This is a genomic window from Mycobacterium sp. NGS27 (assembly GCF_059813005.1).
The window spans coordinates 1-14,873 of the sequence record NZ_JCALDT010000013.1 but is presented as its reverse complement, the minus strand read 5'-3'; the positions used below and the strand labels follow the sequence as shown (position 1 = coordinate 14,873).

Below are 14,873 nucleotides of genomic sequence, written 5' to 3'. Positions count from 1 at the left end.
TCTTGCCATCGACAGACGTAGCGATCATCGGGCTGGCATGCAGGTTCCCCGCCGCGGCGAGCCCCGGCGCGTTCTGGCGCCTGATCCGCGACGGGCGGGAGGCCACTGAATTCAGCGGTGACCCCGGCGGATTCGATGCCGACTTCTTCAATGTGTCACCGCGCGAGGCGTGCGCGATGGATCCCCGGCAACGCCTGGCCCTCGAACTGAGCTGGGAGTTGTTCGAAGACGCCTTCCTGCTGCCGGAACTGGTTCGGGGAGAGCCGGTTTCGGTGTACCTCGGGGCGATGACGGATGACTATGCCGCGCTGACGCTGCGCGACCTCGCCGACAACCTGGACCACCACACCTTCACCGGGATCAGCCGGGCGATGATCGCCAACCGTATCTCGTATGCCTTCGGGCTGCAGGGGCCCAGCATGACCGTCGATTCCGGCCAGTCGTCATCTCTGGTGGCGGTGCACCTCGGCTGCGAAAGCGTGGCCTCCGGCCAGTCGACGCTGGCGATCGCGGGCGGGGTCCACCTCAACCTGGCCGACGAAATCACCATGCTGGAACGGGAATTCGGCGCGGTGTCGGCGTCGGGCCACACCTATGCGTTCGATCGGCGCGCCGACGGCTACGTGCGGGGTGAAGGCGGCGGGCTGGTGCTGCTGAAGCCCTTGCCGTCTGCGCTGCGAGACGGTGACCGCATCCGCGCGGTCATTCGCGGCAGCGCCGTCGTCAATGCCGGACACAGCGCGACCGCCCAGACCGTGCCGTCGGCGCGCAGCGAAGCCGACGTGATCCGGCGCGCGCTCGCCGATGCCGGCCTGCGCGGCAGCGACATCGACTACATCGAGGCCCACGGCACGGGGACGAAGGTTGGCGACGCGGTCGAAGCTCAGGCGCTGGGGGAGATCTTCGCCGAGCGCGCCCACGATCGGGTGCCGGTGGGATCGGTGAAGACCAACACCGGCCACGCCGGAGCCGCCGCGGGAATCGCGGGCCTGCTCAAGGCCGTACTGGCGATCGAACATGGCGCCATCCCACCCAGCCTCAACTACGCCGAGTCCCAGGGTGACCTCAATAGCCTTGGGCTGCAGGTCAACACCGCGCTGACGCCGTGGCCGCCGGCGGACCATCCACGGCGAGCCGGGGTGTCCTCGTTCGGAATGGGCGGCACCAACGCGCACCTCGTCCTCGAGCAGCCCCCCGTCCAGCAGAAATCGGGCCGACCCGAACCGCCGGCGGACGCAGGCGGGGCATTGCCGTGGGTGCTGTCGGCCCGCTCCGAGCAGGCGCTGGCCAACCAGGCGCAACGGTTGTCGGCCCATGTCGGCGAACGGCCTGATCTGAGCCCCCTCGACATCGCCTGGTCGTTGGTCAGCACCCGGACGGCCTTCGAGCACCGCGCGGTGGTAGTCGGCGACGACCGCCCTACGCTGGCAAGGGGTTTGGCGGCCCTCGCGGCGGGCGAGTCATCGCCGGATGTGGCGGTGGGCCGCGAGACGCCGTCGGGCAAGACCGTCTTCGTGTTCCCGGGCCAGGGGTCGCAGTGGTTGGGAATGGGACGACAGCTCTATGACCGGTTCGACGTGTTCGCCCGGGCCTTCGACGAGGCTGTCGCCGCGGTGGACGCCCATCTGCGGCTGCCGCTTCGTGAGGTGATGTGGGGAGCGGACCCGGAGTTGTTGCGCAGCACCGAGTTTGCCCAGCCGGCGTTGTTCGTGCTCGGAATCGCGCTGACGGCGTTGTGGCGGTCGGTCGGCATAGCGCCGGATGTGGTGATGGGCCACTCGGTCGGCGAGATCGCCGCGGCATGTGTGGCCGGCGTGCTGTCGCTCGCGGATGCCGCGCGCATGGTGGCGGCGCGGGGACGGTTGATGGCGGGGCTGCCCGCCGGCGGGGTGATGGTGGCCGTCGGCGCCGGTGAGGCCGAGGTGGCTGGGTTGCTGACCGACGAGGTGAGCATCGCCGCGGTCAACGGTCCCAACGCGGTGGTGCTTTCGGGCGCGCAGGCGCCGGTGGAAGCGGTGGCGGACCGGCTCGCCCGCGAGGGCCGGCGCGTGCATCGGCTGGCCGTGTCGCACGCGTTTCATTCGGCTCTGATGCGGCCCATGATGGCGGAATTCTCCGCGGCGGTGGCCGGCATCGAGGTGGCGGCGCCGCGAATCGGGTTGGTGTCCAACGTGACCGGGCGGCTGGCGGACGCCGGGTATGGGTCGCCGCAGTACTGGGCGGCGCATGTCGGTCAGCCGGTGCGCTTTCTCGAGGGCGTACGCGCCGCCGAGACGGCCGGTGCCGAACTCTTCGTGGAACTGGGTCCGGGCGCCTCGCTCACCGCAGCGGTGGACCAATCGCTGAGCGCCGAGCGCGCCCTGTCGCTGCCCACGATGGCCAAGGACCGGCCCGAGACGGAATCGCTGATGGGTGCGGTCAGCCAGTTGTTCACCCGCGGCCTCGATCCGAACTGGGCGGCCCTGTTCGCCGGGCGCAACGCGCGACGGGTCGAGTTGCCGACGTATGGCTTTGCGCGGCAAAGTTTTTGGCTGGGCGCCGGTGCGGCGGGGAGTTCGCCGGCCACGTCCACCCGAACACCCGACCTGACGCACCGGCTGCACGGACTGGCGCCCGACGACCAGCACCGGCTGCTGGTGGAGCTGGTCTGCGAGCATGCGGCGGCGGTGTCGGGGCATCCGGGCGCCGACGCGATCGACCCCGATCGCGCATTCGGCGACCTCGGCTTCGATTCGATGGTCGGGGTCGAGCTGCGCAACCGCCTCACCGGCCATACCGGCCTGGCTTTGTCGCGAACGCTGATCTTCGATTACCCGACGCCGGCAGCGCTGGCCGACCATCTTCGCCGGCAGCTGCTGCATGACGAGGCGGGCGAATCGGAGGAGGAGAAGATCTGGTCGGCGGTGCGCAGGATTCCGGTGCGCGAGCTTCGCAGAACCGGATTGCTCGAAAAACTGCTATTGCTCGCCGGCGCCCCGGAAACTGCCGTCCCCGACGGAAATGTCAGTGCCGACGAGATCGACTCATTGAGCCCCGAGGCATTAATCGCGATGGCGCTCAGCCCGGCGGACGAGGATGACGCCGAATGACGAATTCTGCTCTGGCGGATATGATTACGCGGACCCAAGATCAGCTTGATCAGACACGTGTTGAATACGCGAGTCTTTGCGCCACCAAACGGAACCGCATAAACTTCCTCGCATTAAGAGGTCCTTTTCCGCTGGGCAATCAAGAGGGTAGAAGATGAGCGTCATCGCGGGTGTATTCGGCGCGTTGCCGCCACATCGGTATAGCCAACGTGAAATCACCGACGCGCTAGTCGAATTGCCCGCGTTGAAGGAGCATGAAGGCGTCGTCCGGCGCCTGCACGCGGCCGCCAGGGTCAACGGGCGCCACTTCGTGCTGCCCCTCGAGCGGTACGGCGAGTTGACCGATTTCGACGCGACCAACGAGATCTTCATCGACAAAGCCGTGGATTTGGGCTGCGACGCACTGCTGGGCGCTCTCGACGAGGCCGGGCTACAACCGCACGACATCGACATGATCGCCACCACGACGGTCACCGGCATCGCGGTCCCGTCGCTCGACGCCCGGATCGTCGGGCGGCTCGGCCTGCGGGCGGACGTGCGCCGGGCCCCGCTGTTCGGGCTGGGCTGCGCGGCCGGCGCGGCGGGCGTCGGACGGCTGCACGATTACCTGCGGGGTGCGCCCGACGGCGTCGCCGCCCTGCTGTCGGTCGAGCTGTGTTCGCTCACCTTTCCGACGGTCAGGCCGACCGTGTCCGGACTGGTCGGGACGGCCATGTTCGGTGACGGCGCCGCGGCCGTGGTCGCAGTCGGCGACCGTCGCGCCGAGCGGCTGAATTCCGCAGGGCCGGACGTCGTGGATTCGCGCAGCCGTCTGTACCCCGAATCGCTGCACATCATGGGCTGGAACATCGGCGCGGACGGCATGCAACTGACGATGTCGCCCGAACTGCCGGACATCATCGACCGTCACCTGGCCGACGACGTGAACGGTTTCCTCGCCCAACATGGCCTGACCAAGGACGACATCGGCGTTTGGGTGACCCACCCGGGCGGCCCCAAGGTGATCACCACGATCGCCAAGAGCCTCGAACTGCCGCCCGACGCGCAGGAATTGACCTGGCGCTCGCTCGGGGAGGTCGCCAACCTGTCCTCGGCGTCGGTGCTGCACATCCTGCGCGACACCATGGCCAAGCCGCCGCCCAGCGGCAGCCCCGGGCTCATGCTCGCGATGGGTCCCGGCTTCGGCTCCGAACTGGTGTTGCTGCGCTGGCACTGAATTCCAGGGCCGGCTCGCGAAATCCCCTGCGCATCACTGTCATTCGAGTAGCTCGGAGAGCTCCAGCCAGCGGGTCTCCGTCTCGGCGACCTCGTCGTGGAGCGCGCGCAACTCGCCTGTGAGCCGGGTGATGCCGACATGGTCGGATTGGTCGTGCGCGGCGAGTTCCGTGTGCTTGTCCTCGATCCGGCCCGCCAACCGCGCAAGTTGGCGATCGAGGGAGGCCACCTCTTTTTCCGCGGCGCGGCGTTGCGCGCCGGACATTTCCGACGAACCGGCCGGCGCGCGCTCCGGCGTGGGTTCCGGCGCCGCAACGGTGCGCCGGCCGGCCAGTTGCAGATACTCGTCGACGCCGCCGGGCAGATGGCGCAGCCGGCCGTCGAGCACCGCGTACTGCTGATCGGTGACCCGCTCCAGCAGGTAGCGGTCGTGCGAGACGACGATCAGGGTGCCCGCCCACGAGTCCAGCAGATCCTCCATCGCGGCCAAGGTGTCGGTGTCGACGTCGTTGGTCGGCTCGTCGAGCAGCAACACATTGGGCTCGGCCAACAGCGTCAGCATCAGCTGCAGCCGCCGCCGCTCACCGCCGGAGAGATCCTCGACGCGGGCGGACAGCTGGCCGCGCGCGAACCCGAGCCGCTCCAGCAGCTGCGCCGGGGTGGCCTCGCGTCCGTCGACCTGATAACCCCCCTGCAGCCTGCCCAGCACATCGGCGATCCGGTCGCCGCCCACGCCGGCCAGCGCATCGCCCTGCTGGTCGAGCACCGCCAGCCGCACCGTCTTGCCGCGTTTGACGCGCCCCGCGTCCGGCGTGACGGTGCCGTCGATCAAGCCCAGCAGCGTCGACTTGCCGGCGCCGTTGGCCCCGACGATGCCGGTCCGCTCGCCGGGCGCGATCCGCCACTCGATGTCGCGCAGCACCGGGCGGCCACTGAGAGGTGGGTAGGAGACCGACACGTCGAGCAGGTCGACCACGTCCTTGCCCAGCCGGGCGGTGGCCAGCTTGGCCAGCTCGACGGTGTTGCGCAGTGGCGGCACGTCGGCGATCAGCTGGTTGGCCGCCTCGATCCGGAATTTGGGCTTGGAGGTGCGCGCCGGGGCCCCGCGGCGCAGCCACGCCAACTCCTTGCGCATCAGGTTTTGCCGCTTGGCCTCGGCGACGGCGGCCATCCGGTCACGTTCGACGCGTTGCAGGACGTAGGCCGCGTATCCGCCGTCGAACGGTTCGACGATGCCGTCGTGCACCTCCCACGTGGTGGTGGCGACTTCGTCGAGGAACCAGCGGTCATGGGTCACCAGCAGCAGGCCGCCGGTGTTGCGTGCCCAGCGTTGGCGCAGGTGGCCGGCCAGCCAGGTGATGCCCTCGATGTCCAGGTGATTGGTGGGCTCGTCGAGCGCGATGACGTCCCACTCGCCAACAAGCAACCTGGCCAGCTGCACCCGGCGGCGCTGACCGCCGGACAGCGTGGCAACCGTTGCCTCCCAGGCGATGTCGGAGACCAGCCCGGCGACCACGTCGCGGACTCGCGCGTCACCGGCCCACTGGTGTTCGGCCGCCGCACCGACCAGGGTCCAGCCCACGGTGTGGTCCGGGTCCAGGGTGTCGGCCTGGCTCAGCGCGCCGACCCGCAACCCGCCGCGCCGGGTGACCCGGCCCGAATCGGGCCGTTGCTGGCCGGTGAGCAGCCGCAGCAGGCTGGATTTGCCGTCGCCGTTGCGCCCGACGATGCCGATGCGCGCGCCGTCGTTGACGCCGACCGTGATCGACCCGAACACCACCTGGGTCGGGTATTCGAGGTGTACGGCCTCGGCTCCGAGTAGGTGCGCCACCGGCCCGACCCTATGGCGCTACATGAGCGTCAGCAGCGCCTGGTCCACGTGGCTTTGCGTTTCCGCTGACGCCTTGCTGGCCACGGCGTCCAGGAAACGGCTGGCGACGTCTCGCACCTTGAGGTTGGTCTCCTGGGAACGCCACACCAGGATGTCGAACGCACGCTCGGCGGAAATGCCGTAGGCGATCATCAGCACGCCCTTGGCCTGCTCGATGCGGGCCCGGGCGTCGGCGACCGCCGACAGCACATTGGTGATATCGGAGTGCAGCGAGTCGGTGACGTCGACGTAGAAGCCGGAGGTGCCGGCCAGCGCGCCGGTGTCGTCGACCATCCGATCGCCGGCGACGACGACGCAGTGGGTGCGCCCGGCGGTATCGATGATGCGGTGCCGGCTGCTGAACGGCTTTCCCTTCATCACCCGTTCGAGCACGGCCGCCACCCGTTCGCGGTCCTCGGGGTGCTTGTGTTGCAGCAAGAGTTCCGTGGTGGGCTGCACCCGTCCCGGCTTGTAGCCGTGCATGCGCGCCACCGCGTCCGACCATTCCCAGCGATGGCCGTCCAGAAAAAACCGGAACCGGCCGACACGCTGCGGATCGCCCAGACCCAGCACCTCGTCGACCGCGCTCAGGTCGTCGTGTTCGACGACGTCGGACGCCGGCGCCTCGCGGCGCTCAACAGTCTCGTCGTTGGAGTTCACCGTCATCGCCGTTTCCCCAATTCCCGCTGTGAAAACCTTGGCATATCATTCCCGTTTTTGAGCGCGTCCATTCCTGCCCGGCCAGGGGATTTCGAAAGCTGCTCGACGGTCAGGCCACCCGATAGCGCTCGGCATCCTGGTGCTTGAACTCCAGGCCGAACCCGGGGCGTTGCTGATCGGGTCGTAGCGCGCCGCCCTCGGGCGAGAGCGCGCCATCGAAAAGCATGTGCTCGATGCGGTGGTGGTCGTGGAAGTACTCCAAATGCCGCAGGTTTCCGATGGTGCTGGCGACGTGGGCGTGCAGGTTGGGAGCGCAGTGCCCCGAGACGTCCACGTTGTAGGAGGCGGCCACGGCCGCGGCGCGCACCCAGTCGGTGATCCCCCCGCAGCGCGTGACGTCGATCTGCAGGCAGTCGACCGCGTCGGCGGCGAGCATCCGGTTGAAGTAGGCCAGGTCGTAACCGTACTCACCGGCCGTGACGTCCGGGCTGACCTGGTCGCGCACTTCGCGCAGCCCGGCCAGGTCGTCGGAGGACACAGGTTCTTCGAACCAGGTGACCCCGTGGTCGGCCATGGCGTGGGCCACCCGGATCGCCTGTTTGCGGCGGTAACCCCCGTTGGCGTCCACATACAGTTCGACATCGGGACCGATCACCTTGCGCGCCAATGCAATCCGATCCAAGTCCCGGCTGACGTCGGAGCCCCATGACTCACCGATCTTGATTTTGACGCGCGGGATCTTCCATTCGTCGACCCAGCGCTGGAGTTGGGCGCGGGTGGTGGACTCGTCGTAGGTGGTGAAGCCGCCGCTGCCATAGATGGGTACTTCGGGGTGCGCCATCCCGATCAGCCGGCACACCGGTAGGTCCAGCAGTTTGCCCTTGAGATCCCACAACGCGGTGTCGACCGCCGAGATCGCGCAAGACACCAGCCCGGGCCGCCCGTTGTTGCGCATCGCCCTGACCATCGACCCCCACCGCGCCGGGATATCCACGGCGCTGTGCCCCGTGAGCGCTTTGCCGAGCTTGCCGCCGATCAGCTTGGCGCAGGCCCCGTCGGCATAGGTGTAGCCAACCCCGCGCCGGCCGCCGGCCACAACCTCGGCGAGCACCAGCGTGGTCGACGACCAGGCCAGGGTGCCATCGGCTTCCGGTGCGTCGGTGGGGATTTCGTAAACCTGCGCGGTGACCTCTTCGATCTGCGCGTCGGGAGTCATCGCGCCCACCGTCGTCCCGCCCGCGCCACGAGCCAGGCACCCACCCCGGCGGCGCTCAGCGCGCCGGTGCCGCTGACGACCGGGTGCTGGGAAGCCCACAGCTGCGGGCTGTGCGTGTGCGACTGGTTGTCGAATTGGCCGTGCGGGCCGTGGTCGGTGCCCGGCTCCTGATCCAGCGGCTGCCACAGGTTGTTGGGCCGGTCGGGGCTGACGTGTTCGGAGGTCTGCTGCGAGTCGTATCCGGTGCGGCCGAGGTAGCGGTCCAGCAGCGGCGCGACGAACTTCTGCCCCAGCAGCGTAACGGCGGTGGAATCACCGACCCAATATTGTTTGCGCCCTGGATGATCGGCGGCGTACAGGACGCCGCGCGCGGCCACCTCGGGCTGGTAGATCGGCGGCACGGGCTGCGGATGGCGGGGGAGCCGGGACAGCACCCAGGAGAATTGCGGGGTGTTGACCGCCGGCATCTGAGCGACGGTGATCCGCACGTTCGAACCCTCGTGGAACAGCTCGCAGCGTACCGACTCGGTGAACCCGTTGATGGCGTGTTTGGCGCCGCAGTAGGCCGACTGCAGCGGGATCGATCGCTGGCTGAGCGCCGACCCGACCTGCACGATGGTGCCGCGGTCGCGGGGTCGCATCTTGCCCAGCGCCGCCATGGTGCCGTGCACGTACCCGAGGTAGGACACCTCGGTCACGCGTTTGAACTCCTCGGCGCTGATCTCACTGAACGGCGCGAACACCGACGTGAACGCGACGTTGACCCAGACGTCGATGGGACCGAAGGCGGATTCGGCCTCGTCGGCCGCGGCCTCGACGGCCGAGTGGTCGGCCACATCGGTCGGAATCGTCAGCGCCTTGCCGCCGCCGGCTTCGACATCGCGAGCGGCGCCGTCGAGCCCCGCGGCGCCGCGGGCGAGCAGGACCACGTTGTCGCCGCGCTGCCCGAACGCCTTCGCGGTGGCGCGGCCGATGCCCGCGCTGGCTCCGGTGATCACCACTGTCTGTGTCATCGCAGTACTGCCTTTCGCTCGGTCCGAGTAATCAGTCATGGTGGGCGTCGTCGTCGGTGAGGGTTGCCGTGCATTCGAGCATCAGCGCGTGCGCGAACGCTTGCGGCAGGTTGCCGCGGAGCTGGCGCTGGCGCACGTCGTACTCCTCGCAGAACAGTCCCGGCGGGCCGCACGCGGCCCGGTTGCGTTCGAACCAGCGCATCGCGCAATCGCCGTGTCCCAGTTGGTTTTCGGCCAGCGCCATCATGAATCCGCAAAGTAAGAACGCCCCCTCGGCGTCGCCGAGTTCGCGCTCGTCGTGCCGGAAGCGGTACACGAACCCGTCTTGCGTGAGTTCCCGCCGCACGGCGTCCAGGGTGGCCCGGGTGCGGGGATCCTCGGCGGGAACGGCGCCGCGCACCGGCGGAAGCAGCAGCGACGCGTCGACCCCCGTCCGCCGCGGACTGCGCTGCCAGTAGCCGTGCGGGTGCAGGCTGCTCGAGGCGGTCTCGGCCAGGATCGCGTCGGCCAGGGAAGCGCAGGCTGCCACCTCGGGGCCGGCGCCGGCCACCTTGGCGATGGCACGCAATCCCGCTACACAGGCCAGCCGCGACTGCGCCCAGTGCTCATCGTCGATCTCCCAGACCCCGGCGTCCGGTTCGCGCCAACGCTTTTCGATGGCCTTGATGGCCGTCTGCGCGGCTCGCCACCCGTCGGCGTCGAGCCGGTCGGCGTCACCCGCCTTGGCCAGCAGCTGCAGGGCCTCGCCGAATACATCGAGTTGAAACTGTTGATTGACCCAGTTGCCGACCTTGTCCGTGCCGCCCGGATAGCCCGGGAGGTCGAGCGTTTCTTCGCTGGGCACCGCACAGCCGGTGACGGTGTAGGCGGGTTTGAGGTTCGGACCGTCGTCGAGCAACCGGGCGCCGACGAATTCGACAGCCCGGTCCAGCAGTTCGGTGGTGCCGACGGTGGCGGCGGCCATCCCGGCATAGACCTGGTCCCGGATCCAGGCATACCGGTAGTCGTAGTTCTGATTGGTGTGCGCGCGTTCGGGCAGGCTCATCGTGGCGGCGGCCACCATGCCGCCGCCACTGCTGGTCAGCCCGCGCAGCACCGCGTAGGAGTGGCGACCGTCGCGGGGGGCGATGGTGCAGTCGAGCTGGGGCACGCTCCGCCGCCAGGCGGCCGCGGTGGCGTCCCAGGCCAGGTCCGGGTTGGGCGGTTGATCGGGCAGGGCGCGTTCGGACAACTCCAGCACCAGGTCGTGCTGCCTGCCCTCCTCGAGGGTGATCTCGCAGGTGAGCAGTTCGGATTTGTCGTGCGAGGCTTTGACGGTGCGCGCGTCGCAGCCGGCCTGCCAACGCCAGCGCAACCGGCCCGACCGGCCGCTCCACACCCCACCGTCGCAACTCGGCCGGCCCAGACCGTGCCGGCCGAATCCCGCACTCGGCGCCAGCAGCACCCGCACCCGCGCCGTGCCGCGGCAGACCATGAGGCGCCGCAGCAGCACCACCCGGTCGGGATCGCCCGGAAAGGCCAGCGCCTCACGGCATTCCACGGTGCCGTCGCGGGTAATCCAGCGGTTGCGCCAGATCAGGGTGCCAGGCTCGTAGTAACCGCCCCACACGTGCCGGATGTCGGTCGGCGTGATCGCGTAAATTCCGCCGCCACCAATGAGATTGGAGAAGACGGCGTCGGAGTCCCAGTGCGGCGCGCACATCCAGGCCACGTCCCCCTGCGGCCCGACCAGCGCGCCGCGCTCGCCGTCGGCCAGCAGCGCGTACTCGCGCAGCACCCGCGGCGCGAAGGTAGTCTCGACGTCCATTGTCTGGTCAGCCACGGGCTCTCGCCTCCGACCTCCGTCCCGCGGTGGTATCGATCTTCCCACCGGCCAGCCGTTCGGCGAGCCGCGAGGCCAGCGCCATGATGGTCAGCGCGGGGTTCGCCGATCCCTGGGTCGGGCACACCGAGCCGTCGGCGAGAAACAGGTTCGGCACCCCCCACACGCGTTGATCGGAGTCGACGACCGACTGCTGCGGGCTGGTGCCCATGCGGGCGCCGCCGATCAGGTGGGCGAAGCGCTCGATGGTGAGCACATCCTGGGCGTCGGCCGCGTGCAGGATGTCACCGATCACCTTGGTGGAGTAGGCCATATTGGCCTTGTCGTTGTCGCACAGCGTGTAGTCGAACCGGGCCACCGGAATGCCGTACGGATCTTTCTCGTCGGCCAGGGTCACGCGGTTGTCGGGTAGCGGCAGCAGCTCGTTGAGCACGCCGACGGTCGCCCAGTGGTTGTAGTCGCGCATGTATTCCCGCATCGCGCGGCCCCAGTGTCCTTCGGCAAGAACGTGTTCAGCCCATCCGATGGGCAGCGGCGACACGGTCTGGATGGCGAAGCCACGGGCGAAGCCGCGAGAGACGTCGGTCTCGTAGAACTGTTCGGAGGTCACCTCCGGCGGAGGCGCCTTGTACATGCGGACCTCCTCGGACCACCGGCCGGCGGACTGGGTGGCGCCCTGCACCATGACGTAGCGCCCGACCTGATCGTCGTTGTTGCCCAACCCGTTCGGGAAGCGGTTGCTGGCCGAATTCAACAGCAGGCGCGGCGTCTCGATCGAATAACCGGCAATGGCAACGACTTTGGCGCGCTGCAGCCGCTCCTTGCCGCCGATCTCGTCGTAGTACACCACGCCGCGCGCCGCGCCGCTCTCGTCGAGCTCGACCCGCGAGGCCATGCAGTTGGCGCGGATCTCCGCGGCGTGGGCCAGCGCGTCGGGCAGATGCGTGACGTACGGGCTGGCCTTGGCATTGACCTTGCAGCCCTGCAGGCAGTAACCGCGGTAGATGCAATGCGGCCGATTGCCGAACGTGCCGTTGACGATGCCGACCGGCCCGACGCGCATCTCGATTCCGAGCTTGAGCGCTCCGCGCCAGATCTTGGCGGCGGCACCCGAAATAGGGTGCGGTGCGAACGGATAGCGATGCGGGTCGCCCCAGGGCCAGTTCTGGCCCGCCACGGGCAGCTCGAGTTCGACCTGTTCGTAGTGGCGGCGAATGTCCTCGTAGCGGATCGGCCAGTCCGCCCCGACGCCGTCACGGGTGTACGTCTCGAAGTCGCTGGGGTGAAACCGCGGGGTGTACCCGGCATAGTGCACCATGGAGCCGCCGACTCCGCGCCCGGAGTTGTTCTTGCCCAGCTCGATCGGGTCATCGCCGCCGAGGATGCGCTTTTGCGTCCAGTACAGCGCATGGGACCCGGCCTCGTCGGACACCCAGTCCTCGTCCGGGTGCCAGAACGGGCCGGCCTCCAAAATCACGACCCGCCAGCCCTCCCGCGCCAGCCGCTGCGCCAGCACCGAGCCGCCGGCCCCGGCCCCGACTACCACCAGGTCGACCTCGTCGTCGTCGGCGTAGCGGCGCATGGTCTTCTCACCGGGCAGATCGCGCGAGTGCACGTCGAGCAGGAAGCGCGAATCGTTGTCTTTCGGTTCGACCGCGCCTTTCAAGAGGCCGCGCAGCAGATCGCCCATCACAGCTCCCCGTTGTTCACGATCTGCACCGGATCCTCGTCGGTGGCGCCGGGGGTCTCGTACGGTTCCCGCGCGGCGGCCGGCCCGGTGGCACCACCGAGGCGCATGAACCCGCGCGGGTAGGCCGGCCCGCCGAAGCCGATCTCGTTCCACGCCCAGGGGTGAGAGTAGAAGCCGGACAACGTCGCTCGCATGCACACCGACCACGCGCGCTTGACGTTCAGGCTCTCCCACGCCCCGCCCTGCAGATCCCCTTGCGAGAACTTGTCGATGATCGCTTCGCGGGTGGCGGGATCGGCTTCGGCGAACGAGGGCTTGCCGTGCTTGGCCGACGCCGTCTCGTCGAGCCCGCGCAGCACGAGCCGCCAGGTGTCGCGGTCGTCGGGCATGTCGACGTACTGGTAGCCGTCGAGGCGCCCGTCGGCGAGCTTGGAGTCGACGGACTCAGCCACCGGAACCCGCGGCTCGACGTCCTGCGCCAGCACCGTGTCGCAGAACGCGCGCAGGCAGGGCTCCTCTTCTGGAGTGAAAAACCGTAGCGGCCCGGGCGGTTCCAGCCGGGCCAGCACCACCTTCCTGGTGGCAGCGTCCCAGTTGTCGGCGGTTTCGAGCACGTCGTAATCGGGGTAGCGCCCGATCATCTGCGGCGTGGTGCCGCGACGTTGCTTGGGCAGCCAGGACGGGTGCGGCGGCTTGCCATCGGGACGCAGGTTGGGCAGGTGGTCGGGGCGTGAGGTGTCGGCCATCTCGGGAATCCCAGCGCCCCTAATCCCGGAACCGCTCGCGGCGCAGGATCGACGCCAGCAATCCCATCCCGCCGACCATGCACATCAGTCCCGGTGCCGCGATCGGCGGGCCCATCGGCACGTTGTAAGACGCGTTCTTCCACCCGCCCGGCTTGCGGGCAACCCCGCGCGCGTGCAGGTATTCACCCAGCAGTCCGTTGGCCGTGTAGATGCCCGCGGTGATCGGCAGCCAGACTTTGGCCCAGCGCCGCGAGAACACCCCACCGACTCCGGCGACGACCACCGGCGGGGTCACCACGATCGGGCTCCACATCCACTTGTTGCCGAAGCTGGCTTTGTAGTGCTCGAAGTAGATTTCGGCCGTCGTGACGAGTGCCGCGACGGCGGTGAGCCCAGACAGCGAGCGTTCGAAACGGCCGTGCGCGACGTCGTACAACGCCCTTCCGGCCAGATGCTGTACCTCGCCGAATCCGTCGCTGCCGGCGGTGCGGCCTTTTCGCCGTCCGCCGTCGCCCAGCAACAACATGTGTCGTCCTTTCTCGCGCGCGTTTGCCCGGACCGGGGTTTACCGGTGCCGGCTGGTTTCTTTGGTGGGGAGGTTGGCCGCGTTCGGTGCGCCGACGGCGCCGTCATTCGGTGACTGCGGGAACCCGCTGACGCTTTCGGTGCTGGGTCCGCCGACGAATTCTGTCGTCGTGTCCATGAACGACCTCGCCTTCGGCTGAAACCACGCTCCGGCGGGCTTCGGTCCCGGCGCTGTCACTACAACACTGGTTGCCAAAGCTGCCCAGAGAACTGAAAGCGCCCAGCTGTGTCTTTCAACCGAAGTGGTCTCGACGACGCGTCGCGACCGAAGCGCAACGGCTGTGTACCCCGGGTCGTGCTGCGCAAACTGCGTCGCAGCTGGTTCTCAGCAGGCTTTCAGGAGCACAGGTTGCCGGCCCCCGCCCGCTCCTTGATGAGGCCGGGATGGAGCTCGGCGCCCTTCTGCCAAATCCGTTCCCGCTCGGCGGATGTGGCAAGCCGGGCGGTGCCGTGCCAAGTATGGCCGTCGAGCTGGATTAGGCAGTGCCGGAGCGGGTAACTGCCTGTCATGAAAAAGATCGTGCGCATCGCAGCATCGGTGGTCGCATTGACCGCCGGTTTGGGGCTCGCCGGTTCGGGGGCGTCCGCCATCGCACACGCGCATCCCGCGCCCTCACCGGAGTACCACTGGTGCCCTGGCCAATGGTGGGATCCGGGCTGGGGCGGTAACTGGGACGCGGGTCGTTGCCACGGTGACCACTGGTATGACGGTGAAGTCCACGACCAGGGGCACTGGCACAACGGCCCGTGGGACCCGAACTGGCGCTGATCCGCCGAGCCCAACAACGACGGGCGCAGCGGATTACGTTGGGCTGGACCGTATTTCGCGCAGTCGTTTGAACGTACGACGCGCGGCGCGCTGGAAGGCGGTGTAGCTGGCGGTACCGGGACTGGCCGGCAGACCGGCCATCAACGCCGTGTTCACCACGGGCCCGGGCGCTGCCGGATGCATGCGTCAGACCCCCGT

13 protein-coding genes are annotated in these 14,873 nt (G+C 68.7%); 3 read left to right on the top strand and 10 right to left on the bottom strand.

Going from position 1 to position 14,873, the window contains the following annotated elements; translation table 11 throughout:
- Nucleotides 1–2 precede the first annotated feature (2 nt).
- A complete protein-coding gene (locus AC5Y30_RS24630; protein ID WP_499921773.1) occupies nt 3–3,089 on the top strand; it encodes a type I polyketide synthase in 3,087 nt (1,028 codons plus the stop codon).
- A gap of 154 nt (nt 3,090–3,243) precedes the next feature.
- Nucleotides 3,244–4,305, top strand: a complete 1,062-nt coding sequence (locus AC5Y30_RS24625) for a type III polyketide synthase (RefSeq protein ID WP_499921771.1) — start codon at nt 3,244–3,246, stop codon at nt 4,303–4,305.
- 39 nt (nt 4,306–4,344) lie between these two features.
- Here the strand turns inward: AC5Y30_RS24625 and AC5Y30_RS24620 are convergent, their stop codons facing one another.
- The 10 genes from AC5Y30_RS24620 to AC5Y30_RS24575 all read right to left on the bottom strand — a co-directional run bounded on the left by AC5Y30_RS24620 (nt 4,345) and on the right by AC5Y30_RS24575 (nt 14,416).
- Nucleotides 4,345–6,135 (bottom strand): ABC-F family ATP-binding cassette domain-containing protein, encoded by a 1,791-nt coding sequence (locus AC5Y30_RS24620; protein WP_499921769.1) that lies wholly within the window; start codon nt 6,133–6,135, stop codon nt 4,345–4,347.
- An 18-nt stretch (nt 6,136–6,153) separates the two neighbouring features.
- Nucleotides 6,154–6,840 (bottom strand): PAS and ANTAR domain-containing protein, encoded by a 687-nt coding sequence (locus AC5Y30_RS24615; RefSeq protein WP_499921767.1) that lies wholly within the window; start codon nt 6,838–6,840, stop codon nt 6,154–6,156.
- Nucleotides 6,841–6,943: 103 nt separating this feature from the next.
- The gene (locus AC5Y30_RS24610; RefSeq protein ID WP_499921765.1) at nt 6,944–8,050 is read right to left on the bottom strand and encodes an enolase C-terminal domain-like protein; all 1,107 of its coding nucleotides are present in this window, start codon (nt 8,048–8,050) and stop codon (nt 6,944–6,946) included.
- Nucleotides 8,047–9,063 (bottom strand): SDR family oxidoreductase, encoded by a 1,017-nt coding sequence (locus AC5Y30_RS24605; RefSeq protein ID WP_499921763.1) that lies wholly within the window; start codon nt 9,061–9,063, stop codon nt 8,047–8,049. Before AC5Y30_RS24605 ends, AC5Y30_RS24610 begins: the two co-directional genes overlap by 4 nt.
- A gap of 31 nt (nt 9,064–9,094) precedes the next feature.
- The gene (locus AC5Y30_RS24600) at nt 9,095–10,885 is read right to left on the bottom strand and encodes a glycoside hydrolase family 15 protein (RefSeq protein ID WP_499921761.1); all 1,791 of its coding nucleotides are present in this window, start codon (nt 10,883–10,885) and stop codon (nt 9,095–9,097) included.
- Nucleotides 10,878–12,575 carry a GMC family oxidoreductase gene (locus AC5Y30_RS24595; protein WP_499921759.1) on the bottom strand — a complete coding sequence of 566 codons (1,698 nt, stop codon included), beginning with the start codon at nt 12,573–12,575 and terminating at the stop codon, nt 10,878–10,880. The genes AC5Y30_RS24600 and AC5Y30_RS24595 overlap by 8 nt, the downstream gene beginning before the upstream one ends.
- Nucleotides 12,575–13,321, bottom strand: coding sequence for a gluconate 2-dehydrogenase subunit 3 family protein (locus tag AC5Y30_RS24590; RefSeq protein ID WP_499921757.1), 747 nt, complete (start codon nt 13,319–13,321; stop codon nt 12,575–12,577). Before AC5Y30_RS24590 ends, AC5Y30_RS24595 begins: the two co-directional genes overlap by 1 nt.
- A 19-nt stretch (nt 13,322–13,340) precedes the next feature.
- Complete coding sequence (locus AC5Y30_RS24585; RefSeq protein WP_499921755.1) at nt 13,341–13,847, bottom strand: hypothetical protein; 507 nt, start codon at nt 13,845–13,847, stop codon at nt 13,341–13,343.
- A gap of 39 nt (nt 13,848–13,886) precedes the next feature.
- The gene (locus tag AC5Y30_RS24580) at nt 13,887–14,024 is read right to left on the bottom strand and encodes a hypothetical protein (RefSeq protein WP_499921754.1); all 138 of its coding nucleotides are present in this window, start codon (nt 14,022–14,024) and stop codon (nt 13,887–13,889) included.
- A 218-nt stretch (nt 14,025–14,242) separates the two neighbouring features.
- Nucleotides 14,243–14,416: a hypothetical protein gene (locus tag AC5Y30_RS24575; protein ID WP_499921752.1), complete on the bottom strand. Its 174-nt coding sequence runs from the start codon at nt 14,414–14,416 to the stop codon at nt 14,243–14,245.
- Between AC5Y30_RS24575 and AC5Y30_RS24570 the strand changes: the two genes are divergently transcribed.
- Nucleotides 14,415–14,675, top strand: a complete 261-nt coding sequence (locus AC5Y30_RS24570; RefSeq protein WP_499921751.1) for an Mtp family mycobacterial-type pilin — start codon at nt 14,415–14,417, stop codon at nt 14,673–14,675. The two genes, AC5Y30_RS24575 and AC5Y30_RS24570, sit on opposite strands and share 2 nt — an antisense overlap.
- Nucleotides 14,676–14,873 lie beyond the last annotated feature (198 nt).

Bases quoted from the DNA above. Each gene is read 5' to 3' on its own strand.
- AC5Y30_RS24625 (WP_499921771.1), top strand. From the start codon at position 3,244: ATGAGCGTCATCGCGGGTGTATTCGGCGCGTTGCCGCCACATCGGTAT.
- AC5Y30_RS24615 (WP_499921767.1), bottom strand. From the start codon at position 6,840: ATGACGGTGAACTCCAACGACGAGACTGTTGAGCGCCGCGAGGCGCCG.
- AC5Y30_RS24610 (WP_499921765.1), bottom strand. From the start codon at position 8,050: ATGACTCCCGACGCGCAGATCGAAGAGGTCACCGCGCAGGTTTACGAA.
- AC5Y30_RS24605 (WP_499921763.1), bottom strand. From the start codon at position 9,063: ATGACACAGACAGTGGTGATCACCGGAGCCAGCGCGGGCATCGGCCGC.
- AC5Y30_RS24595 (WP_499921759.1), bottom strand. From the start codon at position 12,575: ATGGGCGATCTGCTGCGCGGCCTCTTGAAAGGCGCGGTCGAACCGAAA.
- AC5Y30_RS24590 (WP_499921757.1), bottom strand. From the start codon at position 13,321: ATGGCCGACACCTCACGCCCCGACCACCTGCCCAACCTGCGTCCCGAT.
- AC5Y30_RS24585 (WP_499921755.1), bottom strand. From the start codon at position 13,847: ATGTTGTTGCTGGGCGACGGCGGACGGCGAAAAGGCCGCACCGCCGGC.
- AC5Y30_RS24580 (WP_499921754.1), bottom strand. From the start codon at position 14,024: ATGGACACGACGACAGAATTCGTCGGCGGACCCAGCACCGAAAGCGTC.
- AC5Y30_RS24570 (WP_499921751.1), top strand. From the start codon at position 14,415: ATGAAAAAGATCGTGCGCATCGCAGCATCGGTGGTCGCATTGACCGCC.
- AC5Y30_RS24575 (WP_499921752.1), bottom strand. From the start codon at position 14,416: ATGACAGGCAGTTACCCGCTCCGGCACTGCCTAATCCAGCTCGACGGC.